Below are 25,357 nucleotides of genomic sequence, written 5' to 3'. Positions count from 1 at the left end.
CCTTTTTGTTTGTGCCGGGCTGGACCCGCTTTGGCTGCCCCTGGCGCGACGTCGCCAAGGTGGCAGCGGCAGGCCAGTTTTTTGCCCGCTAAGAGGCGCGGCTGAACTTGGCGTCGCTGGGCATATGGGCGTCCAGCAGGCTGGCGATCAGCCGGGTCAGGGGGCGGCCTTCGGGGGGAATTTCCAGTCTGTCATCGCTGAGGGTGACAAAATCACCAAACCGGGCCTGTATCCGCGCAAGATCGGCCTGAAGGCTGTCGGCTTCGGCCCCGAACTGCTGGCGCAGCGCCTGCCGGTCCAGGGTGAAATCGCACATGATCATTTCGATGGCGCGGGCCCGCATTAGATCTGTGTCAGTCATTTCATGGCCGCGGGATCCGGCCAGATGACCTGCTTCGATCCGTTTGATATAGGCAGGGGTGGCAGGGGCATTCTGGACGTATCCTTCGGCAAAGCGCGAGATGGACGAGGCACCAATGCCAATGAGGCTGGGGCAGATATCTTCGGTGTAGCCTTGGAAGTTGCGCCGCAGATGTCCGGTTTCAGCCGCCTTTGCCAGGCCATCATCGGGCCGGGCAAAGTGGTCAATGCCAATGGCCGTGAACCCGGCGGCAGCAAAGGCATCAGCCGCCTGTCCGGCAAGTGCGTGGCGTGACAGATCCCCCGGCAGTACCGTTTCGTCGATCAGTTTCTGCCGCTTTGCCACCCAGGGCACATGGGCATAGCCAAACAGCGCAATGCGATCAGGCTTGAGGCTGAGCACCTTGTCCAGGGTGTCGGCCATGCGGTCGCTGTTTTGATGCGGCAGCCCATAAACCAGATCGGCATTCAGCGACTGAATCCCGGCCGCGCGCAGATCCTCCACGCAGGCCAGCGTTGCCTCATAGGGTTGATCCCGGCCAATTGCCTGTTGCACCAGCGGGTCAAAATCCTGAATGCCGATACTGGCGCGGTTCATGCCCTCGGCGGCGAGGGCGGCAATCTTGTCGCGATCCACCAGGGTGGGGTCAATTTCGACCGAAAATTCCCAATCCGGCGTATGCGGGAACACCGCCTTTACCGCCTGGGCCAGACGGTGGATCAGCGCCGGTGGCAGAATGGTCGGTGTGCCGCCCCCCCAGTGCAGCCGCCCCATGCGCAGCCCGGCAGGCAAATCCTGCGCCAGCAGCGAAAGCTCTGCCTCCAGGGTGGTCAGGTAGCTTTCAACCGGGCTGATCGATTGGGTGCCCTGGGTGCGACAGGCGCAGAACCAGCACAGCCGCTCGCAAAAGGGGATGTGGATATAGACCGAGACCGGCACGGCTGGATCCAGCGCAGCCAGGGCGCGGCGCTGGAGGTCCAGCCCGATATCGGGGCTGAACACCGGGGCGGTGGGATAAGAGGTGTAGCGGGGCACGCGGCTGTCAAAAAGCCCAAGCGCAGCAAGGCGATCAATCTGTTTCATACATCTGTTTTGTCGGTTATCGCGGCGCTCGACCTTGCGCAGGATCAAATAAGCAAAGAAATATTTGCGCCCCGCTAGCAGAAATATTGGCCTGAGTAAGATATTGATAGAATGGGGAGTTCAGTTGGATTTTGCCAAGAATCCCTGGTCTGCAAAGTTTTTTTCTACGACGGTGCGTTTCCGTTTGACCTGCCTCTTGCATCGTCTTATACGGCCTCTCACGACACCTGCCCAGGTGGCGGAATTGGTAGACGCGCTAGCTTCAGGTGCTAGTATTGGCAACGATGTGGAGGTTCGAGTCCTCTCCTGGGCACCATTTAGTCAAGCAAGACGGGTTGGGCTAAATACCGGTTTTCACACCATCCTCTAGACCGCCTTTTTGTCACCGGCAGGTCTAATAGCCAACCGCGTGACAATTGATCTGTCTGCGCCTTATGAAGGCTAGGGCACTTTCCCACACCTATTGTGGTTACCCCCAAGAATGTAGGCTGGCACATCCTCGCGCTCCCGCTCCGAGGGTGAAGAATGTTGTCAAACCGTTGTCGCGGCAGGACTATTCCAGCACTCTGTTCAGTCCTCGTCCGTTTCACCGACCAACAGATCAACCGTCTTGATCCACTGATGCCTTGTCGTTCCACTGCACAGGCAGCCGCACTGGTCCTGTCGGAACGCATAGGGGCAGGATTGCCGGAAGGGCGCGCTACCGATTCCGCCCGACAGATTCAGTGTGATTTATTCTCGGGCGTAATGTTGTGGTTTACGCGGAAGAGGTTGTCGGCATCGTAACGTGTCTTGACCTGATGCAGGCGGTGCATGTTTCCCCGATAGGCACCGGACAGGCGTGCGGCCTCATCTTCGGGCATGAAGTTCACATAGACGCTGCCCATCGCATATGGGGCGAGATCGTCGAACAGGGTGCGAGCCCAGGCGATGCAGCTCTCGTCTTGCGCCGGGGCTTCCCATCGGGTGTGAACGTTAACCACAAAATGGGCCGCGCGCGAGGGGAAGGCGGTTGCCGTCTCTGAGATCATTGCCATCCGGCCCCCTAAATGGGCGATAAAGATTTCCGAGGACGGATCCGGAAGGCTGGTAATTGAGGCGGTGAGCGTGCTGATGGCTTCGGAAGGCAGGCTGTCAAAATCGTGACTTTTCCAGTAGTTGCGCATGCCGGACGTTAGTAGGGGGTCAAAGGCGGCCTGCCAGCCGGTGAACGGATGTGGACCGATGACATCGGCGATTGGGGTGCCGAGACCGCGCAACTCGGCCAGTGCCTGGGTGCCCGCCTTCATATCTCCGACATAGCAGGCCGCGAAGATCAGCACCGGCGTGCCATGCCACTTCTCTGGCAGGAAGGGCAGCGGCGGGGCCAGGCGCAGCACGCTCCAGATCGTCAGCTCATCCGGCGCCTGATCGGCGATCCGGGCAAAGGCCGGCAGCAGTGTTTCGGCGGCGGACAGCGGATGCACCACCAGCCCGGAAAGCACCTCCGGGCCGACCCGATGCAGCTGGAATTCAAAACAGGTCACGACGCCAAAGTTGCCGCCACCGCCACGCAGGGCCCAGAACAGATCTTGGTTTTCCTCGGCGCTCGCCGTCATGACTTGTCCGTCCGCCGTCACGACCCTTGCCGAAAGAAGATTGTCGATGGTCAACCCGTACTTGCGGGTGATCCAGCCGAAACCGCCTCCCAGTGTCAGCCCGGCGATGCCGGTGGTGGAGTTTATGCCGGTCGGCACCGCCAAGGCATGGGCCTGCGTTTCCTTATCGACATCGCCGAGCAGCGCTCCGGGTTCGACCCATGCGCGCTGCCGCGCCGGGTCAACCTGAACCGAGCGCATCAGGGACAGATCCAGAAGCAAGGCCCCGTCTGCTACCGCATGCCCGGCGATCTGATGCCCGCCAGAGCGGATCGCAAGCAGCAGACCATTCTCACGCGCGAATGTGACGGCCTTCTGCACGTCGCTTGCGCCAAGCGCGCGGACCACAAGCGCGGGGTGCCGGTCGCTCATCGCGTTCCACAGGGTTCTGGCCGTCTTGTAGCCGTCGCTGCCCGGAGGGCAGAGGTCGCCGCGCAGGCTGGCGGCAAAGGTGTCGACGGCGGCATCTGAAATCTCTGTGGGGGCTCCGGTGAGGGATGTGAAAACTGGCATGGGTCAAGGTCCTCCGGTTCGGGTGGAGGTCGCTTGCCTGCAATGCCAAGGGTCGTTTTTTGTTGCGCACTCAGGGTGTCAAAACAGGCTTGCGATGAGGGCCTGATTGGGCGGGATCAGGCGAACAGGCCTGGGTCTACTTTGTCTACGGGCGTAATCACATCGGCCGGGATATCCAGCCGTTTTGACGCACGTCGGATTGATTCTTCATCCGGCGCTTCATAGAGGCAGTACGTCTTGCGTTTGTCAGCGCTGAGGAAGGAAAAAATCCATTCGATCCCTTCCGTGTCGTTGATTTCCTTGATGTGCAGCTTTGCATCGTCTGAAATTTCAAGCTTCCGGGCGAAGTCTCTCTCAATCAGAAAGCGTGGCATCTCGTCCTCCAATCTGCCAGTTGGGTTTTTAGTTAACCTGCCCACGCAAGTGCGTGGTCAGGGCGGTCATGCCGTATTTCATTCCGGCCTCCATCGCCGCAACCGAAAGCAGGGTGGCTGCCTTTTCGTCCTGTGGACGCCCGCGGCGACGCAGGGCACAGGCATAGGCGGACCTTGTATGGGCCGCCCACGGTGCGGCGCGCATCCGGCTATCGAGCGCCAGTGCCGTTTCAAAATGGTCTTCCATTGCCTGCCAGTCCCCCATAAGGGCGGCCAGAGCGCCAAGCCGTCGTCCGGCAGCACCGTTGCAAACCGTGGTGACCCCCGCCATCACGGTGATGTCACGATAGGGCAGCAGCAGCTCGTAGATCTGCGCCGCCATTCGGGTCTCGCAGACCTCGGTGCAGATATCGGCAAGATAGGCGAGTGTGGTCGAGTAAAGCGCATCCAGCGGCAGGTCGAAGCCAGTGTTGGCAATTTCCACCAGAATGCGGCGGGCGGCGTCCTTGTGGCCCAGCTCCGCAGCGACCACGCCAAAACCTGGCTTCCAAGCCATCTCATCTGGGTGATCGTCGAGCAGTCTACGGATCACCGGGGCGACTTCGTGAAGTCGAGCCTGCTCGCGTCGGAGGGTGAACATCTGCATGCCATAGACGCCTTCGACATGGGTGCCATGGGTTTGGTGGCCGATCTTCAGCGCGGTTTTGGCATAGGCTTCGGCACCGGCAAAATCACCGTCGAGGATGGCCAGCATGGCGCGGGCGTGCTGGCTGATCCAGTTCAGCTGCGGATGATTGCGGGTCTGTCCAACCTGGTTCAGACTGTCGAGCGCCTTCTCGGCCAGGTCACGGTCCCCCATCTCCATCGCCACATAGAACCGCAGTGATCGGTCGCGTCCCCGGTCGATGTCGCCCAGCGTGTCGGCAAGATCCTGCATGTCGGCAAGGCGGCTGCGCCAGTTGGTAACCTCTTGCAGATCGCGGGCAGCCACCGGGGCAAAGAGGCGTGACATCATCACGGCGAATTGCGCCTTGCTGTCGCCAAGGCGGCTGGCCAGGCTCACGGCCGCCTTGCTGTATTCGGCACTCTGGCTAAACCGGCCAAGGTGCATCGCGCAACGGGCCAATTGGCTCAGCAGGCGGCATCGTTCGGGTTCATCCTCTGGGGGAACCTTCTTGAGCGCATTAAAACAGGTTTCATAGGCTGCTTCTACGCCGGTGCTGAACATCAGTGAGGCGTCCGCCAGCCAATATCCTGCCTTGCTCACCAAAGCATCGAGCCCGGCGTCCTGCGCCATTTGCGCGGCGAGGTGCAGCGTATCCAGCGCGTCGCTGAGGCGGCCGGTGTTTTCATGACTGCGCCCGATCAGGATCAGGGCGGTGATCTGCTCGGATAGGGCGCTGTTGCCCAGATGCTTGGCCTCGGTAAGGCTGGCTTCGGCGCAGGCGGCGGCTTCGTCACCAGCCGAGCGGGCGAGCGCTTTCTCCGCTGCTGCGCGCCAGTAGGTGCAGGCGGGCTGGTGCTGACCGGCCTCGGAAAAATGGCGGGCTGCAAGCTCCGGCTCGCGTGCGACCAACGCGGGGCGCAGATCCAGCAGGGCCTCTGCCACCCGAAGGTGACAGTTTTTCAGATCCTCTGACACCATTGAATGATAGGCTGTGTCCCGCAGCAAGGCGTGGTGAAAGATATAGGCATCGCGACGCTGATCGCTTTCGTAAATCAGTCCGGAGCGGCACAGCTCTGCCAGCATCGACATTACCGCGCTTTCCGGGCAGTCCATGACCCGGGCCAACAGATCCGGGGAGAATTCGCGCCCGAAGACAGAGGCCATCTGCGCAGCGATCTTGGCATCCTCCGGCACCAGATCAAGGCGCGCCATCATGGCCCCCTGCAGCGAGGCGGGCACTTCCGTAGGGGCCTTGTTGGCGTTGGAGCAGACCGTGCGGGCGACCTCTTCGATAAAGAGCGGCACCCCATCGGTGCGGTTGATGATTTCGGCAATTATCGTCTGGTCGGGCACATGGGTGGTGACCTGCGCCACCAATTCTGCCGCCTGAACCGCATCGAGACTGGACAGGTGCAGGATGGTGGCATTGCTGTGCCGGGTCTGCCATCCGCTGTCCCACTCTGGCCGGTGCGTCAGCAGCACCATGATCGGAATCTCGCTGCAGGTGGCCACGATCCGGTCCATCAGCCGCGCCGTCGAGGGGTCGATCCAATGGGCATCCTCCACCACGATCAGCACCGGCTTTACAGAGGCCCGGATCCGGATCACCTCCAGCAGGGTGTGGCTGATCAGTTCCTTCTGCTCTGCTGGTGCCAGTGAGGCCACCGGAGCCGCGACCCTGGCCTGCGGTGCCGCGAGCATCGCATAGACCGACAGCACCCGATCCAGATCGGGGGTGCTCCGCCGCTCCAGCAAGTCCCGCAGCTTTGCCGCCATTTCCTCGGGTGTGTCTATCGGGGCCAGATCCGCGTCATGCGAGATGCGGTCTGCCACCGGGTGAAATGGGGTGGTGGTGAAATAGGGCGATCCGTTGAGCCGGATGATGTCGGTGTTTTCAAGGGGCACCTGACGGTCTAGGAAATCCTCTACCAGGCGCGATTTGCCGATCCCGGCCTCGCCGAACAGCACCACAGCCTCGCCACTGCCCGCCCGTACACGTGCCCAGATCTGCTCCAGCATGCCCCGTTCATGGGCGCGACCGACGATGCGGTTGTCATAGGCATGATGCAGGCTGTGAAATCGGCTCTCTGCTCTGGTTTCGCCCAGCACCTGCAGCGCGTCCTGCGGTGTGTCGAACCCTTTCAAGTGCAGCGGGCCAAGGGTTTTGAAGGTAAAGGCATTGCCCAGCAAGGGCTTCATATCCGCCGGAATGATCAGGCTGTTCACCGGGGCCTGCGCCTGCAGGCGGGCGGCAAGGTTCATGATGTGCCCGGTCACTGCCCCTTCCTCGCGGGTGCTCTGGCCCACCAGATCGCCGACAACCACCAGCCCGCTGGCGACACCGATCCGCACAGAGATGGGGCTGCCGTCCGGGGCTTTTAGCTGTTGCGCCCGCTGCAGCGTATCCAGCCCGGCTGCAAGGGCGCGATAGGAGTGGTCCTCATAGGCGACCGGCCATCCAAAATAGACCAGAAGCCCATCGCCCAGATACTTTGCGATATTGCCGCCAAAGCGCGACACGCTGCGGGCGACGGTATCCTGATAGTCCTGAATAAGCCGTCGAATTTTTTCCGGACCATATCTGTTTGTCATCTCGGTATAGCCCGCGAGATCTGCAAAAAAAGCCGTCAGGTGGCGCCGTTCAACTGCTGCTGCTTGGCTCTGCTCTGCGGCGGTGGGCTTGGCGGTTAGATCCGTGATAGCGGCCATCAGCAGGCGGCGATGCCCGAGGCTGACGCCGAGGTGTGCCAGATCCTCTTCCATGACGTGGGGCAGGGCGCGCATGCCGATGTCGTTCTTGTGGAACACATCCGCATATCGCTGCAAGCCTAGACCACGTAGCCAGCTTTCAACAGTTTTGCCCATTTCAATATTATGGCACTAAGGTGCGATTCCCTCAAGGTATGGTGCGCGCCGTTGGGCGGTTGTTTATAGGCGTATGATGCAGCTTTTGGTTGACTATGGTGAATCCGCGCAGACTTCTTAAGTTCAATATTCGTGAATGTATTGCCGGAAAATCCTAGGCCTTGAACGATTTGATCGTTTGATCGGTCTGGTCGAAAGCAGGCGGATATCGTGGGGTCAGGACGCCTCTGTACCGCCATCCTGGATCGGCAACTATTCGCCCGATCCAGGATGGCAGAGCCCTCCCGTGGATCGATGGCCGAGAGCAGACTTTGTCCGATACACGCGGGGCGGCCGCGACAAGATTGCTGAATGCCGATCTGTCTCTGCGCCAGATCGCGGTGCTGAAGGGGGGGCAGTTCGCTACGTGGCGCAGGCAATCGAGCATTATGCGCAGGTTAGCCCGGACGAAAGCGATGCGGCCTTGCGCATGCTCAATCGAGCAAAATCACTGTCTCAAGACACAAAAATGTAAACACCCCTGTAAACGCGGGGCCTCAAACATGGCAAGGAGTGATGTAAGTGATTGCTTTTAAATGGAGGCGAGTACCGGAATCGAACCGGTGTACGCGGATTTGCAAGACTAGGTATCTGTCTGGAAATACGTGGAATTATGTTTAGATATAAGGCTGAAATGCGGGGAACATTGCGTGAATGTTTAGATCGAAATTTCCCTCTTTCGTAAGCCAAGTGGGAGCTTGTTCAGCTTTGTAGAGGGCAGGTGATCACAGCAGAGATCGAACCAGAGCTCTCTTACGATCGTCTGGTCGCAACCTGTTTCCTACCAGACGGGCGCGACTTGAGCGCAGAAATGGTGCGCTTAGGGCTAGCTTTGGACTGGCCAAAGTTTTCAGGCGGAAAATACGCCCATCTTGAGCCCGAAGGCGTGCGTAAAAAACACTGGAAGGCGGCGGCACGCCAAAGAGGGCATATGCAGGTATTCAATAAGTAGGTATTGGCGGCAGTCAGCCCAATGCTGACTGTCGGACCCAGCTCCAGTACTGCGGGCGCGGCGAACGGCTCCAAACTTCGGAACGGCCACCCAGCGTTTGACCATAAACTGCAAGAACTGACACTAAATTGCGCTCATCGCGACCCATTAAATCGAACAGAGTTTGACCTTAATGCTTCAGTGCAATAAGGGCCGCCTTCTTGGCTTTGAGCTTGGCCGTTTTTTGGTCGTATATCTCTGCAAGTGCGTCTTCATAAACGTCCAACAAATCGAAGTAATCCCCGTCGACAACTTCGTCGCCGTGTGTTCCGAGATTTCCAACAATACGCATTGCAGTCATCGACTCTGCTATGTCCACATCTTGAGACGCTTTGCCAAAACGATCTATCCGTTCGAAGAGTGTGAGACGCCGCAGTTTTCCGCTTTTGTCTGGTTCGCTCATCGCAACACCTTGATCGTCGAGCACACGCTCAAGACTTGTGCGTAGTCTTGATGTTGATGCCGAACGATCTGTCCAAAAAAGCTGGAATGCCAACTTCAGTTCGTCCTTGACCTTCTTAGGTATATTTTTGGCTATTGGAAAAAGCGGAGGAGCAGGAAACATACTGGTTGGCCGCAACCAAGTCGCGTAACCACTGTCTTCCGGTTCTTCACCCCATCCGTAATGACAATAGTGCTCAACAACTGCGCGACCGCTGACCGCGACAACTTCACCACAACTTTCTTGATCGCAGTTCAACATGGTCGTGAATGACATTCTGATCCAGTCAGGCTCCCAATCCTCACTCACGTGTTCTCGTTTTGAATGATGTGGTTCAACTAGAATAACATCGTTAGTTCCACGCCGAACCCGCCCCTTGGTGCAACGTGGACATGGATAGGATTTGCTGAAATTTTCGTCGACGTATCTCTGCCAAATGGACCGGTCAGTTGCCATCATAGAACTCCATTCCGCTCGTTAGTTTACGCGAGTATTACCGATTCTGTTTCGCACCAATTCAAAATAGGTGCCGTATCCGGTATAAGGTCCGAATTTGGTAAACTGGACACAACCGTCGCTTAAGAAGACCCATTTCATCCCGCTTTTTTGAGAACGTCTGCTCAGGGAACCTTCACCTTCCCGATCATGCCGCACGACGCCATAGGGGTCCGGTTTGAGGAAACTGCACCGCGGCGATAGCGTACCCGGCGAGTGTCCGCTTCTGGCCGGTCGCTGCGACAGCGAGGTTACGCCCACATTTGTCATCCTTTATCCACGACCTTGCCCACTACATCACTGACGGTATCAGAAACCTTATCCACCAATGTCTTTACCGTACCATCATCTAACTTCGTTGGTTCCTTAGTGCCGTTCGCGTTCTGTTGTCCAAACATGCGCCGTACCAGTTCTGCTTTGACCGCCTGCTGTTCCTTCGAATCCAAGCTTGCAATGAACGGGTCCAAGGCTTGTGTTTCAAGTGCGTAAGAGCGCAGCAACGTCTCGTTGTCGCGGTGCATCTTCGATTGGCGGGACGTGTAGCCCGCTGCGTAGAGAAATATGGCTGTGAGTGACGACGCAGCGATTACGTCGGGCCAATTCACCCCACCACCCTCTAAAGGCGCAAATCCAGACTTGACCTTCAAACCAAGCCATATTGCCGTAATCAGAAGGCACCCAATGGAAGAAAGTCGCCAAAAATTTGCCGCCTTCCCCTCATCTCTTGCGCTCTTATGGTATCCACCCGTCACCGTTTCATCGGTCACCAAATCATGCAATTTTCGGATAGTTTCCTGCTTTTCGTGAATGTCTTTGTTGGCGCTTCCAGCCGATTTCTTGAAATCCTGAAATGCGGTGTCGAAGTGAGCTTGTTGTTTGGCGAGGGTATCGGTTCGCTCTTGGTCAAACTTCTCCTGTTGCTCCTTAAGGTTTATTGCAAACTTCTTTTCTCGCTCAATTTGTGCCGTGGAATACTCTTCTGCGCGTGTCGTTTGCTTTTCAGTAAAGTCGTCTTGCCATTCTGTCAGTTTGTCATTTGCGGACGCATCCAGCTCATTGAGTGCTTGCATCAACGTCGCCACTTTCTTGCCAACTGACGCCAGTTCTGCTTCATGCTTTGTAAAGCGTTCGTCTGACTCGTTTGCGGTGGTTTCCATTGAATAGGCAAAGGAGCCAAAAGCATCCTGAGCATTCTGAATGGCCTCTTTAGCTTCTTGCGGGCGGGACATTGCCGCAAGAATATAGGTATTCGCCACCTGCGCTGTCGCCTGGTCGTTCGCGGCGCGTAGTTGGTCAACAGCTGGGTTGGCTGAATAGGCTTTAAGCTGCCCAAGCACATGGGGAGTGAAATGCTGGTGAATTTGGTCTAGAATCTGTTTGGGATAATACTCTGGGTCCAACCCGGCTACAATTTCGCGCAGGTTGCCCAACACATTCTTAATTCTTCGGCGTTCGTCCTCAAGCGCCGCGTCCGTGTCTTCCACTCCTGTTTCAAGGTACTCGTCAGCTTGATTTAATAGCTCGTGAATGGGATGGTTTTCAAATTCGTTAGACCAACGGGACACTATAAGTTCCTTCAATTCGCACACTTTCAACAAGATGTATGCGAATTTTTGGTCAACTCCAAGGTGCGATGCGGGGTTGATGCAGTCGGGGTAATAGTTCCGTGTGCGGCTAATAGAAATCGCGCTCTTTCTCCGGCGTTGTAACTGAACACTACAGCTATGGATTGTTATTTCAGGGGGACCTGTCGATATAGCGCCTCTCCGCGGCCAGCAGATCGATAAGAACCAGTCAGGGCCGACTTCGTCTACTGAGCCGTACGTCACATTCGAGACCTCGACGGAGGCTTCATCAATGGCCGTTTCCAACGGGGCGTGGCAGCGGTAGCGAACTGTGATTTTGGGGAAAACTCGGACTTTGCAAAGGCCGGTTACTGCGCATTGCTGACCTCCTGCGGTTTTCAGCTCCTTCGGTGGGAGAAGAGTTTTCGCAGCCATAGGGGCGCTTAGACGCTAGCAAAGAGGGCCCCTATGGCTTTGCTGCAGGAAGTGGGGGCGCCAAAGAGTGGAAGCGGTGCCTTGAGCGTTCCATTTTGCCCGCACGCCTGCTATTCTTTCGCCTCAAGCCCTTTTCTTCCGGAGACTTTAAGTATCGGAGGAAGAGAAGGGCGAGCCACAAACACCTCCCCCCTTGTTCCTGTATACATTTACTGACACTCTTTTTCTGTAACATTTGCTGTTTCGAGCTCGGGTTTTAGGCTGGGTACTCAGCAAAATGTTTCAACACCATCACAAGCGCGTGTGGTAATGTTTCACTCAATTTGCGAACCCCTTGCAATATCCTGACACGCCTCTGGAATTGAATCATTTTTTGGAGCCGCTTATTTCAGGCCAAAAGAGTGTCAGTAGAAAACGGGCGCAGTTCCGTTTGTCAGCTACGATTCCAATGCTTTAGAGTTCTTTCAACAGAGGTTTGCATGGGCTTCCCCATTCGTCCCGTGGGTCGCGCAAACCGCCTTAAGGGAAAGGGCTGACAAGTGAGTTCGGCAATTACAGAACAGAAAGCAATCAGCTTGCTCCAAGCACTTGAACGTGCCGGAAAGGCCGTCTCGGCCGTTGTTGTCGAAGGTCGGCGGATCGAGGTTAAATTCGAAAGCGGGTCAACCGTTGACGAATTTGAGAGGATAGAAATGCGTCATGGCAAAGCGTGAACTTCCCAAGCATGTCTATCGGCAGCGAAACGGGCTATACTTTCAGCGTCGTGGCTGGCCGTCCAGAAAGTTCCAGCACGACTTTGGGTCGGCTGATTTCTGGAAGGAATATGCCGACATTCTTGCGGGCAGGGCGGAGCCCAAGCGGGTCAACGTTCGGAGCTTCTCAGCTTTGATCAGTGATTACCGAAAGTCGCCACGTTATACGCGGCTCAAGCCAAGAACTGCGCTCGATTATGACAAATATCTGGAATTCTTCCTGTCAATCATGGCTGATGCCAATCCAGTTAACATGAAGCGCAAAGACGTCATCCGGTTGCGGGACGCGAATGCGGACAAGATTTACTTCGCGAATTACTCGCTGCGTGTGCTGCGGGTCCTCATGGAGCATTGTGTGGATCTCGGCTGGTGCGATAGCAACCCAGCCAAGGGCGTGTCAGAGATCAAATCGGAAAAGCAGCAGCGTGATCCTTGGCCTCAGGAGCTGCTTGAAGCTTATCGCGGTGCATGCGCCTTCGGAACGCGGGAACGGCTGCTTATGGAACTGTGCCTCGGGACGGGGCAGAGGATCGGAGACGTTTTGGAGATGCGCTGGTCCGATATTCAGGATGGTGGCTTTGTTATTCGCCAGAACAAGACTGGCAAGGAACTCTGGGTTCCGATCCTGCCGGAACTGCAAGCAGCGCTGAATGGCGCTAGTCGGCATTCGGTGTTTATCTTGACCAATGAGCGCGGAACCAATCGTTGGTCATATCGCGGTGCATCACAGGCTGTCAGAAACGTCAGGGAGCGCATTGGTGCCATTCGCTACGATATCCATAGCTGGCGCTACAACGCAGCCTGTGAGCTTGTAGAAGCGGGCTGCAGCGATGAGCTGGTGGCCTCGGTGACTGGTCAAAGCCCGGCAATGGTTCTGCATTACACTAAAAAAGTGCGGCAAAAGGCTCGCGCGCTTCAGGCGCAGCAAAAACGAACTGGAAAGTTTGGCGCTTAAACACCACGTTAGAACCTTAAGCGATTTCGTTCTAATTGAAGATTGTGTTTCTATGGTTGAACTGCTCGGTGGGCTTGTTGGACTGGCTGCGGCCATTGCCGCACTTTACTTCATCTTATGGCTGTTTGTCTTTCTTCCAGCCGACATGGCGCGCGCTCGAAGGCGGGATCCTGTAATCTGGGTGTTGATTTCGATTGTAGGCAGCCCTTTGCTGGCCATTCTGCTTTTGATTGCTCTTGGGGATGCCTGAACCAGACTGCATCTGAGGTGCGGATTTCGCGACATGATGGTGTCGCACTGCCAGTGCATGAGTTCACCTGGTACCGCTTAGAGGCTTGTGAGCCATCTAACAACAATAAACACGATCACTATCACGACGATTAGGAAAAGGCCTGGCAGGCCGATGGTGTCTAGCATTGTAGTTTCCTTTGCAGTGGACGGTAAAACGCCTGCCCAATCTAGCGGCCCAACTGGTCAAGTGAGACTTTCTGTCTAGTGAACGGGCATGTTCTCGAGAGACGCAAAGCAGAACAGAACAAAAACAGAATGTTTAGACATTTGTTTAGACGCCGATAGTGTCAGCTATCAAAATTTGGCTAAGTGATTGATTTTAAATGGAGGCGAGTACCGGAATCGAACCGGTGTACGCGGATTTGCAATCCGCTGCGTCACCACTCCGCCAACTCGCCTTTTCAATGACTTAACCGTGGCGGGTGGTGTCCTGCCACACAGTCTGACACACCTTCTATTTAGGTTCGGTTGCCTTCGCAAGGGCCAAAGTGACAAAGAACCTTGAAAAAACGAGCTGTCAATTTCGGATGTTTCGCGGCTCAAAATTTCGGGTGCTGGGGCTGGGTCAGGCGCGCCGAATGGCTTTGGCGATGAGCTGTGCGATCTGGGGCGCGGTGCCGAGGGCTGGCAGCAGCCTGCCTTGAAACTTGGCCTTGGCGAGGGCTGCGGGAATGTCCTGTGTGACGTGGTCGCCAGACTGGGCAAAGAACGGCAAGCAGAGGCTTTGAGGCGGCATTATCTCAGCTATATCAGCCAGATAGGGGGCTTGCTCAATATAACCTGTGACCAGATCCAGGCCGGGCAGCAGGGGGCGCAGTGCGGTGGCAAAGCGTTCGGTGGCTGCTGCCGCCTTCGGGCCGCGGGCAGATCCATGTGCGGCAAGCAGCAGGCTGTCTTGGGCGGTGTGGTTTTCTGCTGTTGCGGTCTGCGCGGCAAGGGCCTGTTGAACCATGCTGGCCAAGAATTCTGGCAGGGCTGGGTCTTGACCAAATGGTGGGAGCTGGCGGTGGCCAATAGCGGTCAGCCGCTGTGGCAGAACCTTGGTGGTGAACCAGCCGTCAGCCATGAAGAAGGGATAGACCAGGGCGCCCTTTCGCATCACCGTCTCCAGGCGGTCGGGCTGCGCCAGGGTCGCAGAGCGGATATCCCAGCCGGGCAGGAACCGGGCAACCTGCGCTGCCAGTTGGGCCAGGGCGCGTTCGGCGGGCTCTGGGGCAGAGGGCTGGCCATGCGCCACGATTACCACTGTTTTGGTCGCGCTGCGGGCTGTGCTTGCCTGCAGGAGTCGGTCTGCTGGAACGCTGGGAGAAGGGGGCATTGTGGGCTCTGTTTTGCTGGGAGTGGCTGTCGCTGGCCCCGATATATGTGGCCTTTTGCCCGACGCTAGGGGGCTTTGGTCATATTCACCTGCTGTCGCGGCCTTCTGGCGGGGCGGCAGGGGAGGAGAGGGGGGGGGCTGCCCCCCCCTCTCCAAGGGCTGTTTGCCTAGCCGTAATGCGCCACGGGGGTACCGGCAATGGCGGCCATGTTCAGCAGGCCACGTGGAGTAATCGACGGGCTGACGATATGGGCGCGGTTGCCCATGCCCATCAGGATTGGCCCAACCTCAAGCCCGTCAGAGCGCATCTTGAGGATATTGCGCACGCCAGAGGCCGCGTCGGCATGGGCAAAGACCAGGACATTGGCAGCGCCGTTCAGTCGTGAATTGGGGAAGATCCGGCTCCGCAACTCGGTGTCGAGCGCAGTGTCGATGTTCATCTCGCCTTCATAGGTAAAGTCGCAGTGCTTGGCATCGAGGATCTCTATCGCGGCCCGCAGGCGGGCGCCCGTGTCGCAGGCGATATTGCCGAACTGTGATTGCGAGCACAGGGCGATCTGTGGCTCGATGCCAAAGCGGCGCACATGCCGCGCGGCCCCCATGACGGTTTCGGCAATCTGTTCCGGGGTGGGTTCGATCCGCACCTGGGTGTCGGCGATGAACAGCGGCCCGTCCTCAAGGATCATCATCGACAGGGCACCGTGCGGCGCATAGCCTTCGCCACCCAGCACCTGGTTTACATAGTTCAGATGCCAGCGATATTCACCAAAGGTCCCGCAGATCATGCTGTCGGCCTCGCCGTGGTGGACCATGATGGCACCAATCGCGGTCGTATTGGTGCGCATGATCGCCTTGGCCAGATCCGGCGTGACGCCTTCGCGCTGCATGATCTGGTGGTAGCTGTTCCAGTAGTTGTAGTAGCGCGGATCATTTTCCGGATTCACGATCTGCAGATCGCGGTCGGGGCGAATTCGCAGGCCAAGGCGTTCGCAGCGGGCTTCGATCACCTCTGGGCGGCCAATCAGGATGGGGGTTTCGGTGGTTTCTTCCAGAACTTCCTGGGCGGCGCGCAGCACCCGTTCGTCTTCTCCTTCGGCAAAGACAATCCGGCGGGCGGCAGCGCGGGCGGCATCAAAGACCGGACGCATCAGCAGCGCCGATTTGAACACCGACTGGTTCAACCGCTGTTTATAGGCCTCCAGATCGTCAATCGGCCGGGCAGCCACGCCGCTTTTCATCGCGGCTTCAGCTACTGCCGAAGAGACCACGGCCACCAGCCGCGGATCAAAGGGTTTGGGGATCAGGTAATCGGCACCAAAGGTCAGTTGCTCGCCTTTGTAGGCGGCGGCTGCCTCGGCGCTTGTGGTGGCGCGGGCCAGTTCTGCGATGCCTTCGACGCAGGCGATCTGCATCTCGTCGTTGATTTCGCTGGCGCCAACGTCCAGCGCGCCGCGAAAGATAAAGGGGAAGCACAACACGTTATTGACTTGGTTGGGAAAATCGCTGCGTCCGGTTGCAATGATTGCGTCGGGTGCCACGGCGCGCGCGGCCTCTGGCAGGATCTCGGGGTTGGGGTTCGCCAGGGCAAAGACAATGGGCTGCGGCCGCATCTTTGCCACCATTTCGGGTTTCAGCACATTGGGACCAGACAGGCCGAGGAACAGGTCGGCCCCGCCAATGACGTCATCCAGAGTGCGCAGGTCGCTGGCCTGGGCAAAGGCGGCTTTTTCCGGGTTCATGTCTTCCTGGCGGCCCTCATAGACCAGCCCATGAATGTCGCATAGCCAGATATTTTCCCGCTTCACCCCAAGTTTCAGCAACATATTCAGGCAGGCAATTCCTGCTGCGCCGCCGCCGGTCGAGACGATCTTGATGTCTTCAAACCGCTTGCCCGCCACATGCAGCGCGTTCTTCGCTGCCGCGCCCACCACGATGGCAGTGCCGTGCTGGTCATCGTGAAACACTGGAATATTCATCCGCTCGCGGCACAGTTTTTCCACGATGAAGCAGTCAGGGGCCTTGATGTCTTCCAGGTTGATGGCGCCAAAGCTGGGTTCCAGGGCGCAGACGATATCGGCCAGCTTTTCCGGGTCGCTCTCGTTCAGTTCGATGTCAAAGCAATCGATGCCGGCGAAATTCTTGAACAGAACGGCCTTGCCTTCCATCACCGGTTTTGAAGCCAATGCGCCGATATTGCCCAAGCCAAGCACCGCAGAGCCATTGGTAACAACCGCCACCAGATTGCCCCGCGCGGTATAGCGCGCCGCATTCGCCGGATCTGCCTTGATTTCCAGACAGGCCTCGGCCACGCCGGGGGAATAGGCGCGTGCCAGATCACGGCCATTGGCCATCGGCTTGGTGGCGCGGATTTCCAATTTTCCCGGACGCGGGAATTCGTGATAGCGCAGGGCGGCATCGCGCAGCGAAGGGGTGTCAGACATAGGGGGCTCCACAGGGTGTATAGTTTAACGTTAAACCAATTTAGACGCCGGGGAAACCGGCTTTTGTCCAGCTAACGTGATCTGGCCTCTCTTGCGCAATGGAAAACTTCGCCGCACTGTGGCGCAAAGGGGGGGCAGACTTGACAGATCACAGAACCAGCCCCAGTGATAAAGGGGAAATAGATGAATGAAATCATAGCAGAAATGCGCCTGCCAACGCAGGAGCTGCGCGATGACATACCGTTTTTCACCAAGGTTCTTGGAATGAAGATGGATATGATCTATCCGGCGGATGATCCCCAGGTTGCCGTGTTTTCCGGGCACGGTCTGCGCCTGTGCATCGACCGGGCAGCAAGCGAGCCGCCTGGCACCCTGCGCATCCTGTGTGACGATCCGGACGGATTTGCCGATGGCCAGCGACGGCTGACTGCGCCCAATGGCACCCGGATTGAAATCGAAGAGCGCCACCCGCCCATGGTGATGCCCAAAACCGTGCACAGCTTTGTGGTGCGCCGCCTCAAGGATCAGGCCCCCTGGGTGATTGGCCGGGCGGGCATGCATTATCGTGATCTGGTGCCGGATCGGCTGGGGGGCTCTATCATTGCCAGCCATATCCGCATCCCCGATGGCGGGCCGGTGCCGGATATGGTGCATTTCCACCGGGTTGGCTTTCAGCTGATCTTTTGCATCCACGGCTGGGTTGATGTGCTCTATGAAGATCAGGGGGACAAGATGCGGCTTACCGCTGGCGATTGCTTTATCCAGCCGCCGGAAATTCGCCACCGGGTGCTGGAGGCCAGTGACAATGTGCAGGTGATTGAAATCGGCGTTCCGGCAGAACATGTGACCGAGATCGACCACGACATGACCCTGCCAACGCAGCATCTGCGGCCCGAGCGCGAATGGCAGGGACAGCGGTTTGTCTACAACAGGGCCGAAGGTGCCGCTTGGCAACCCTTCCGTTTGCCGGGGTTTGACTGCCGCGACACCACCATCGCCGCAAATACCAAAGGCGTTGCAGGCGTGCAGGTGGTGCGCCCGGCGACCGGTGCAGGTGATCCGGTCTGGGCTGCGCATGATACCGACATCCATTTCACCTTCGTAATGAATGGGAGCGTGACGCTGGAAGGCGAGGGGCGCGATCCCTACCCGCTGGAGCAGGGCGACGCCTTTGTGATTCCGCCGGGGATGCAAACCCGGCTTAGCGCGGCCAGTGCCGATCTGGAACTGCTGGAGGTCAGCCTGCCGGGGGTGTTCAAGACCACCCTGATGCAGGCTGGGGCGGAACCGGGGGCAGAACCTGCCTGACCGATTTGACCTGACCGGTTGACCTGACCGGGGCCATCAGACGGGGCCATCAGACAGGGCGCCCCCTGCTGTGGCCCAGGACGCAGGCTTTACCTTTGCCCGCGCTTGCCCCTATCCTGTTGCCTTTCCACCTGTTGACCCAAGCCAGCGAGACCTGATGATGACCTTGAAAGATGCCGCCCGCGCCGTATGCCAGAACGCCTATGCGCCCTATTCGAATTTCCAGGTCGGGGCGGCACTGCGCAGTGCTTCGGGGGCGGTCTACGTGGGGTGCAACGTGGAAAATGTCGCCTATCCCGAAGGCACCTGCGCTGAGGCCGGCGCCATTGCCGCGATGGTCGCCGCCGGAGAGCGCGACCTGGCCGAGGTCTATGTGGTTGCGGACAGCCCCGCACCGGTGCCGCCCTGTGGCGGGTGTCGGCAAAAGCTGAAAGAGTTTGGCGGCCCTTCGGTGATGGTGACCCTGGGCACCATCGATGGGCTGGAGCAGCAAACTACCATTGGCGACCTGTTGCCCGGTGCCTTTGACGCGGGTCATATGGAGCGGAGCTGATCGATGGATGCACGTGCCATCATTGCCGAATTACGCCGGGGACAGCAGCCCAGCGAGGCCGAGCTGGGATGGTTTGTCGAGGGGCTGGCCAATGGTCATGTCAGTGATGCCCAGGCGGGTGCCTTTGCCATGGCGGTCTGCCTGCAGGGGCTAGAGCCTGCGGGGCGGCGGGCGCTGACCCTGGCGATGCGTGACAGCGGCGATGTGCTGCACTGGGATCTGCCGGGGCCGGTGATGGACAAGCACTCGACCGGCGGGGTGGGGGATTGTGTTTCGTTGTTGCTGGCGCCGGCCCTGGCCGAATGTGGTGTCTACGTGCCGATGATTTCCGGCCGCGGGCTGGGCCACACTGGGGGAACGCTGGACAAGATGGAGGCCATCCCCGGCGTCACGACGCAGATTTCCGAACAAAGACTGCAGGCGATCACTGCGCAGGTTGGCTGTGCCATTGTCGGGGCAACCGGGCGGATCGCCCCGGCGGACAAACGGCTCTATGCTATTCGCGATGTCACGGGCACGGTCGAAAGCCTTGATCTGATCACGGCGTCTATCCTGTCAAAGAAGCTCGCCGCCAGCCCCGAAGCCCTGGTGATGGATGTCAAACTTGGTTCTGGTGCCTTTATGAAAACCCCTGAAGAGGCCCGCGCCCTGGCGCGGTCCCTGGTCGAGACGGCGACTGCGGCGGGCTGCAAGACCACGGCGCTGATCACCGATATGAACCAGCCGATTGCGCGAGCACTTGGCAATGGGCTGGAGGTGGCCGAGGTGATGCGGGCCTTGACTGCGGGCAAGACCTGTCCGCTGATCGATATTACCGCTGCACTTGGCGCAGAGCTGCTTGTCCGGGCAGGGCTGGCAGCGGATGTGGCTATGGGGGCGCGCCAGATTTCTGATCTTTTGCTGAGTGGCCGGGTGGCGCAGCGGTTTGGCCAGATGGTGGCGGCCCAGGGCGGACCTGTGGATTTTGCCAGCGACTGGCAACGCTATCTGCCTGTGGCCCCGGTCATCCGCGAGGTCACGGCGCCCCGCTCTGGCTTTGTTGTGGCCCTGAATGGCGAGGCGCTGGGGCTTGCAGTGGTCGCGCTGGGGGGCGGCCGCATGGTGGAGGCGGATCAGGTGGATCCGGCTGTCGGCATTTCCGATCTCGTGCGGCTGGGGCACTGGGTTGATGCCGGGGCGCCAGTGGCGCGGATCCATGCTGCGCGCGAAAGCGCCGCCCTGGAGGCCGAGGCAAGCCTGTTGCAGGCCTTGACCCTGGCGGATCGTGCTCCAGAGCTGCCGCCGCTTGTATATGAAAGGGTCAGCTGATGGCGCGTGCCTTTTTGGTGGTGATGGATTCCGTGGGCATTGGCGGGGCACCGGATGCCAGTGATTTTTACAATGGCGATCTGCCGGATCTTGGAGCCAATACCCTGGCGCATATCGCCCAGGCTTGTGCTGCCGGCCAGGCCGAGACAGGGCGTTCGGGGCCGTTGCATCTGCCGAACCTGGACCGCCTTGGCCTGGGGGCCGCGATGCGGCTGGCCTCGCCGCAGCCCTTTCCCGGCCTTACCGCTCCGCCAGAGGGACGCTGGGGCGCGGCGACCGAGGTGAGCCAGGGCAAGGATACCCCCTCGGGTCACTGGGAGCTTGCCGGCCTGCCGGTTCCCTGGGACTGGTGCTTCTTTCCCGATACCACCCCTGCCTTTCCGGCTGAACTGGCCGACTATGTCGCGCAGGCGGCCGGGTCGGACGGAATTCTGGGCAATTGCCATGCCTCTGGTACGGACATTATTGCCCGCCATGGCGCGGCACATATGCGTACGGGGCAGCCAATCTGCTATACCTCTGCCGACAGCGTGTTTCAGATCGCCGCCCACGAAGAAAGCTTTGGCCTGGACCGGCTGTTGGCGCTCTGCGAAATGGTGGCCCCCCGACTGCATGCCATGAAGGTGGGCCGCGTCATTGCGCGCCCCTTTATCGGCAGGTCAGAAACCGGGTTCAGCCGGACCAGCAACCGGCGCGACTTTGCTATTCAGCCGCCTGCACCGGTGTTGACCAATTGGCTGCAGGAGGCCGGTCACCGGGTGCATGCCATTGGCAAAATTGGCGATATCTTCTCGATGCAGGGTATTGATAGCTTGCAAAAAGGCCCGGATGTACGACTGATGCAGCATCTGGCTCGCAGCATCGAAGGGGCCGAGGACGGTAGCCTGACATTTGCCAATTTTGTCGAGTTCGACAGCCTTTATGGCCATCGCCGCGATATTGCTGGCTATGCCCGTGCGCTGGAATGGTTTGATGCCGAACTCGGCAAGCTGTTGCTGCGTTTGCGCCAGGATGACATGCTGCTGTTGACGGCGGATCATGGCAATGACCCCAGCTGGCCCGGAACCGATCATACTCGCGAACAGGTGCCCGTTCTGGTGGCGGGGTGTGGTACTGGTAGCCTGGGAACCTGCCGCTTTGTCGATGTCGCGGCCTCTGTTGCGGCACATCTGGGGGTCGAAAACCGCGGGCCCGGCCAGAGTTTTCTTTGACCAGCGGATCAAAACAGACTTGCCCCCAAGGGGGGAGCCCGCATAAGACCGCGCAAGGAAAGTCGGAATTCATAGTAGGAGACAGCCAAAATGAGCGACCATCTGACCGTTGTTGATCACCCATTGGTGCAGCACAAGCTCACGTTGATGCGCGACAAGGCGACCTCGACCGCCGACTTTCGGCGCTTACTGCATGAAATCACCCAGTTGCTGGCCTATGAAATCACCCGCGAACTGCCGTTGACCGAAACCACCATCGAGACCCCGATGGAAACCGTGCAATCGCCGATCCTCGCAGGTAAGAAGCTGGCGCTGGTGTCGATCCTGCGGGCGGGCAATGGCATGCTTGATGGGGTGCTGGACCTGGTGCCTTCCGCCCGTGTGGGCTTTGTTGGGCTGTATCGTGACGAAGAAACCCTGCAGCCGGTGCAATATTATTTCAAAGTCCCCAAAGAGCTGGGCGATCGCATGGTTATCGCAGTGGACCCCATGTTGGCCACTGGCAATTCTTCGGTCGCCGCGATCGATCTGCTGAAAGAGGCAGGGGCCACCAATATCCGTTTCCTCTGCCTGCTGGCCGCCCCCGAAGGCGTTGCCCGCATGAAAGAAGCCCACCCCGATGTGCCAATCGTCACGGCTTCGCTCGACCGCGAACTGAACGAGAAAGGCTATATCATGCCGGGCCTTGGGGATGCGGGCGACCGTATGTTCGGCACCAAGTAAGACTGGGCCGCAGGCCTGATTTTTGATCTGTTTCAATATGGCGATGATCCGGCAGCACTGTGCTGGATCATCGCCATATTGTTGCCTAACGCGGCTTTACTACTTTTGAAAATTCAGGCATCCTGACCCTATATTTTGTGGGGCACAGATATGAAACTAACTAGAATTGTCGCGCTGACCATCATCTCGGGCACTATTGCTTTGGCGGTGGCAGACACTGCGCTGCAGGCGCAGACCCTGCGTGCCGTCCGCCCCCCCGCTGAATTTCCCCCGGCATCCTTTCGTGGTAAACAGTTTGTCGATAGCCGTGGTTGCGTCTATATCCGGGCCGGCATTGACGGCAATGTGAACTGGGTGCCGCGGGTGGCACGCAATCGCAAGCAACTGTGTGGATACAAGCCCACGACCGTTGCCGGGGCCACTGCGCGTCCCACCCAAAGCGCCGCGCCAGAAATGATCACCCTGGATGCCCCGGCCAAGCCCGCGCCCCAGACCGCTGCCGCTGCAACCCCGGTGGCCAAACCGGCGCCAAAGCCGCGTACCGCTGCCGCGACGCCACCCGCAGTCGTGACCACGGCCAAGCCACGGCGCACGCCACAGACAACCACCGCACGGGTGACCACCGCGCCGCGGACCGCCACCACCCCTGTACCGTCTGCGCCCACTACGGCGCGCACCCGGCCCGCCGCGCAGGCCAGTTCCGCCGCAGGCACAGGGGCGGCCAATGTGCAAGCCAGTGGACAATCCGGCGTTCAGACTGGATGCGCAGGGGCTTCTGCGATCAGTCGGCAATATTCCGGTCAGGCCGGTACCCGCTGTGGCCCACAGGCGCAGTCGCCGGTGACATATGGGTCTGGCAGCGGCATTGGTCCGCAGTCCTCGCTGGTTCTGTCGCCGAATACACGGGTTCTGCCGGTGCATGTCTATGAGCAGCGGCGCCATAGTTTGGGGATGACCCCGCCGCCCGGATATACCGCCGCCTGGGATGATGATCGCTTGAACCTGCGGCGCGCCGAACGGGATTTGCGCCCCGCCATCCTGACCGGGCGGACCCAGGTGCCTGAGGGCTATGTCGCGGTTGAGCGCAGGGATGATCGCATGAATCCGATGCGTGGTGTGCGCACCCCACGCGGCGATGCGCAGATGGCTGCGGTTTGGGATGCCGGCCCGCCTCGTAGCCTGCGGACGCTGCCACTTGATCGTCCGGTGGTGAAGATTGACAACAGGCGACATGATCGTTTTGAGGGCGAGGACCGGCATGGTCTGGCCCTGCGTTTGTCGAGCCGCTCTGCGCCAGGCGCAGCTGCTGCCGCAGCGCCTGCACGATATGTGCGCGCTGCAACCTTTGCCGATGCGGCAGAGGCCCGGCGGGCGGCGCAGGTTTTAGCCGCAACCGGGCTGCCAGTACGTCTGGGCGCGTTGTCGCGCAAAGGTGTGCCCTACAAGGTGGTTCTGGCTGGTCCCTTTCATGACAGCACCCGCGCTGAACAGGCGCTGAACCGGGTGCGCGCTGCGGGCTATCGCGGCGCCCGTCTCAGCCGTTAGAGTGTGACACCTGCAGTTTTTCGGCCGCGCGCGCTATAGCGGCCTGGCGCGGTCGCACCCTTTGCCCCCCGCTCATCACGGCCTAGTTCGGTGTAGTGCACCAATCTGCGGGCCAATTGGGGGGGGGCGTGGCGGCACATCTCCGTTGCAACAGGTCTTTTAAAAACCAGAGAGGGGGAGGGCTTATATTAACCTATTGGCCACTGTCGCCAGACCCAGACCCAGACCCATGACTTGGACCTAGCCGCAGATGTTTTGCAGCTGCACCCAGTCGCGGTCATTCAGGACTGGCTCCAGTACGCGGCCGGCCATGGGGTCGGCCTCAATTAGGCCCAGGGTGGTTTCGCCAGTGATGTCCAGCGCGTAGGCATAGGGCGTGGACGGGATGGCCGCACGGGCGAATTCGGCCAGCAGCATATCATCTGGCAGGGGCGGGCGCGGCGCTGCCAACACGGTTTCCGAATAACTATCGAGGTTGGCGCGTGTCAGCTCTCCGGTGGTGAGCAGGCGGAACGAGGCAAAAAAGCCCCCGGCGTCCAGCAGCTCTGCCAGCGGGTCATGCAGATCGGCGCGGGTGCGTTCGGCCAGGATTGCACCGGCCGCCACAGCAGGGTCCTCATAATCTTCGACAAAGCTGCGGTTGAGCAGCACAATGCCCCCCGGCAAATGCAGGCTGCTGGCGACGCCGGATCGCATGATGACCAACTGGCGCAGCCCGGTGCGTAGCGCCAGTTTGGTCAGGATAGGGGTTGCCTCAGGCGTGGCACAGGCCTGGCCTGAAACCCGCTCAATCCGGCCCAAAAGCGCCTGACCGATCGCCTTGGCCTTGATCTCCGGGACCACTTTCACCGCATGGCGCTGCATCAGTCCGGGCAGGCCGAAAAGCACCAGAAGCGCAACCACAGCAAGGCTGCCCAGCACGCTGACCACCCGCAGGCGGCCGGGGTGGGGGCGGGCGCGTTCAATGGCATGGCGCACCTTTTCGATGGCCTCCAGCATGGTGACCTCATCCTGCGGGATTTCCAGCTGCTCACCCGGGTCGCCATCGGGGTGAAACAGCGCCGGAAAGGCGCCGGGATTTGCACGCTCGACGGCCGCCAGCGACCAATGGGCCAGCGGGCGATCCTGCATATCGGTTATGGTAAGCGTGGCATCGCCAACCGAGATTATGACGTCTCGACGCTGCGCATCGGGGCCTGCACGCCAAAGGCCTGCAGCCTCAAGTCGTTCGAATTCCCTGAGAACGGTCATTCAGCCTGCCTGTCTTGCCTGTTTTCGTTGAACAAGCCTAGCATGGCCAATGATGGTGCGGCAAATGGCTTCGCTGCCAAATACCGTCAGTACAGAGATTTTTCAGGGGCTGCGCGGGCAGATCGTGAAACGGCGCGTGTCTTGATGCGACGCAGCAGGCGGGCTGCATCCTATCAACAGGCCGCGCCATACCATCTTGCCCCAAACGGCACGCCTCCTTGCCCCCGACCTAGC

At 59.3% G+C, this 25,357-nt stretch carries 19 protein-coding genes and 2 tRNA genes; 11 read left to right on the top strand and 10 right to left on the bottom strand.

Annotation, left to right across the window (positions count from 1 at the left end; all coding sequences use genetic code 11):
- Nucleotides 1-88: 88 nt before the first annotated feature.
- Nucleotides 89-1,444, bottom strand: coding sequence for an oxygen-independent coproporphyrinogen III oxidase (gene hemN, locus P2081_RS09300; RefSeq protein WP_278922594.1), 1,356 nt, complete (start codon nucleotides 1,442-1,444; stop codon nucleotides 89-91).
- Between the two features lie 229 nt (nucleotides 1,445-1,673).
- Between hemN and P2081_RS09295 the strand changes: the two genes are divergently transcribed.
- Nucleotides 1,674-1,760, top strand: a tRNA-Leu gene (locus P2081_RS09295).
- Between the two features lie 406 nt (nucleotides 1,761-2,166).
- Here P2081_RS09295 and P2081_RS09290 read toward each other — a convergent pair.
- The 3 genes from P2081_RS09290 to P2081_RS09280 form a co-directional block, all read right to left on the bottom strand.
- Nucleotides 2,167-3,594, bottom strand: a complete 1,428-nt coding sequence (locus P2081_RS09290) for an FAD-binding oxidoreductase (protein WP_278922593.1) — start codon at nucleotides 3,592-3,594, stop codon at nucleotides 2,167-2,169.
- 116 nt (nucleotides 3,595-3,710) lie between these two features.
- Entirely contained in the window at nucleotides 3,711-3,968 is a 258-nt protein-coding gene (locus P2081_RS09285) for a DUF4242 domain-containing protein (RefSeq protein WP_278922592.1), read from the bottom strand.
- Nucleotides 3,969-3,996: 28 nt separating this feature from the next.
- Entirely contained in the window at nucleotides 3,997-7,500 is a 3,504-nt protein-coding gene (locus P2081_RS09280) for an ATP-binding protein (RefSeq protein ID WP_278922591.1), read from the bottom strand.
- Nucleotides 7,501-8,260: 760 nt separating this feature from the next.
- Between P2081_RS09280 and P2081_RS09275 the strand changes: the two genes are divergently transcribed.
- Nucleotides 8,261-8,491 (top strand): thermonuclease family protein, encoded by a 231-nt coding sequence (locus tag P2081_RS09275; protein WP_278922590.1) that lies wholly within the window; start codon nucleotides 8,261-8,263, stop codon nucleotides 8,489-8,491.
- A 169-nt stretch (nucleotides 8,492-8,660) separates the two neighbouring features.
- Here P2081_RS09275 and P2081_RS09270 read toward each other — a convergent pair whose 3' ends face one another.
- Both P2081_RS09270 and P2081_RS09265 read right to left on the bottom strand, forming a co-directional pair.
- Complete coding sequence (locus P2081_RS09270) at nucleotides 8,661-9,428, bottom strand: DUF8608 domain-containing protein (RefSeq protein ID WP_490363264.1); 768 nt, start codon at nucleotides 9,426-9,428, stop codon at nucleotides 8,661-8,663.
- Nucleotides 9,429-9,733: 305 nt separating this feature from the next.
- Nucleotides 9,734-11,032 carry a hypothetical protein gene (locus tag P2081_RS09265; RefSeq protein WP_278922588.1) on the bottom strand — a complete coding sequence of 433 codons (1,299 nt, stop codon included), beginning with the start codon at nucleotides 11,030-11,032 and terminating at the stop codon, nucleotides 9,734-9,736.
- A 1,010-nt stretch (nucleotides 11,033-12,042) separates the two neighbouring features.
- Between P2081_RS09265 and P2081_RS09260 the strand changes: the two genes are divergently transcribed.
- From P2081_RS09260 to P2081_RS09250, 3 genes are read left to right on the top strand one after another with little or no spacing between them, the layout of a single operon-like run.
- Complete coding sequence (locus P2081_RS09260; protein WP_278922587.1) at nucleotides 12,043-12,180, top strand: hypothetical protein; 138 nt, start codon at nucleotides 12,043-12,045, stop codon at nucleotides 12,178-12,180.
- The gene (locus P2081_RS09255) at nucleotides 12,167-13,174 is read left to right on the top strand and encodes a tyrosine-type recombinase/integrase (RefSeq protein ID WP_278922586.1); all 1,008 of its coding nucleotides are present in this window, start codon (nucleotides 12,167-12,169) and stop codon (nucleotides 13,172-13,174) included. Before P2081_RS09260 ends, P2081_RS09255 begins: the two co-directional genes overlap by 14 nt.
- Before the next feature lie 52 nt (nucleotides 13,175-13,226).
- The gene (locus P2081_RS09250; protein ID WP_278922585.1) at nucleotides 13,227-13,424 is read left to right on the top strand and encodes a hypothetical protein; all 198 of its coding nucleotides are present in this window, start codon (nucleotides 13,227-13,229) and stop codon (nucleotides 13,422-13,424) included.
- 365 nt (nucleotides 13,425-13,789) lie between these two features.
- Here the strand turns inward: P2081_RS09250 and P2081_RS09245 are convergent.
- From P2081_RS09245 to P2081_RS09235, 3 genes are all read right to left on the bottom strand, one after another.
- Nucleotides 13,790-13,863 (bottom strand) — tRNA-Cys (locus tag P2081_RS09245).
- A gap of 167 nt (nucleotides 13,864-14,030) precedes the next feature.
- A complete protein-coding gene (locus P2081_RS09240; protein WP_278922584.1) occupies nucleotides 14,031-14,783 on the bottom strand; it encodes a sirohydrochlorin chelatase in 753 nt (250 codons plus the stop codon).
- Nucleotides 14,784-14,950: 167 nt separating this feature from the next.
- Nucleotides 14,951-17,224, bottom strand: coding sequence for an NADP-dependent malic enzyme (locus tag P2081_RS09235; RefSeq protein ID WP_278922583.1), 2,274 nt, complete (start codon nucleotides 17,222-17,224; stop codon nucleotides 14,951-14,953).
- Nucleotides 17,225-17,407: 183 nt separating this feature from the next.
- Here P2081_RS09235 and P2081_RS09230 point away from each other — a divergent pair, with 183 nt between their 5' ends.
- The 6 genes from P2081_RS09230 to P2081_RS09205 all read left to right on the top strand — a co-directional run bounded on the left by P2081_RS09230 (nucleotide 17,408) and on the right by P2081_RS09205 (nucleotide 23,872).
- Nucleotides 17,408-18,532 carry a cupin domain-containing protein gene (locus P2081_RS09230; RefSeq protein ID WP_278922582.1) on the top strand — a complete coding sequence of 375 codons (1,125 nt, stop codon included), beginning with the start codon at nucleotides 17,408-17,410 and terminating at the stop codon, nucleotides 18,530-18,532.
- A gap of 160 nt (nucleotides 18,533-18,692) precedes the next feature.
- Nucleotides 18,693-19,085 carry a cytidine deaminase gene (locus P2081_RS09225; RefSeq protein ID WP_278922676.1) on the top strand — a complete coding sequence of 131 codons (393 nt, stop codon included), beginning with the start codon at nucleotides 18,693-18,695 and terminating at the stop codon, nucleotides 19,083-19,085.
- 3 nt (nucleotides 19,086-19,088) lie between these two features.
- Complete coding sequence (locus P2081_RS09220; protein WP_278922581.1) at nucleotides 19,089-20,393, top strand: thymidine phosphorylase; 1,305 nt, start codon at nucleotides 19,089-19,091, stop codon at nucleotides 20,391-20,393.
- Nucleotides 20,393-21,604: a phosphopentomutase gene (locus tag P2081_RS09215; RefSeq protein WP_278922580.1), complete on the top strand. Its 1,212-nt coding sequence runs from the start codon at nucleotides 20,393-20,395 to the stop codon at nucleotides 21,602-21,604. Before P2081_RS09220 ends, P2081_RS09215 begins: the two co-directional genes overlap by 1 nt.
- 90 nt (nucleotides 21,605-21,694) lie before the next feature.
- On the top strand, nucleotides 21,695-22,327 hold the full coding sequence (upp, locus tag P2081_RS09210; RefSeq protein WP_278922579.1) for a uracil phosphoribosyltransferase: 633 nt from the start codon (nucleotides 21,695-21,697) through the stop codon (nucleotides 22,325-22,327).
- A gap of 150 nt (nucleotides 22,328-22,477) precedes the next feature.
- Nucleotides 22,478-23,872, top strand: a complete 1,395-nt coding sequence (locus P2081_RS09205) for an SPOR domain-containing protein (RefSeq protein ID WP_278922578.1) — start codon at nucleotides 22,478-22,480, stop codon at nucleotides 23,870-23,872.
- Between the two features lie 240 nt (nucleotides 23,873-24,112).
- Here P2081_RS09205 and P2081_RS09200 read toward each other — a convergent pair whose 3' ends face one another.
- Nucleotides 24,113-25,123, bottom strand: coding sequence for a hypothetical protein (locus P2081_RS09200; protein ID WP_278922577.1), 1,011 nt, complete (start codon nucleotides 25,121-25,123; stop codon nucleotides 24,113-24,115).
- Nucleotides 25,124-25,357: the final 234 nt, after the last annotated feature.

Source organism: Pseudophaeobacter profundi (assembly GCF_029697505.1).
In the GTDB taxonomy this organism is placed as follows: Bacteria; Pseudomonadota; Alphaproteobacteria; order Rhodobacterales; family Rhodobacteraceae; genus Pseudophaeobacter; species Pseudophaeobacter profundi.
Note: the sequence above shows the minus strand (reverse complement) of the source record. Positions and strands in the feature narration are given on the sequence as shown.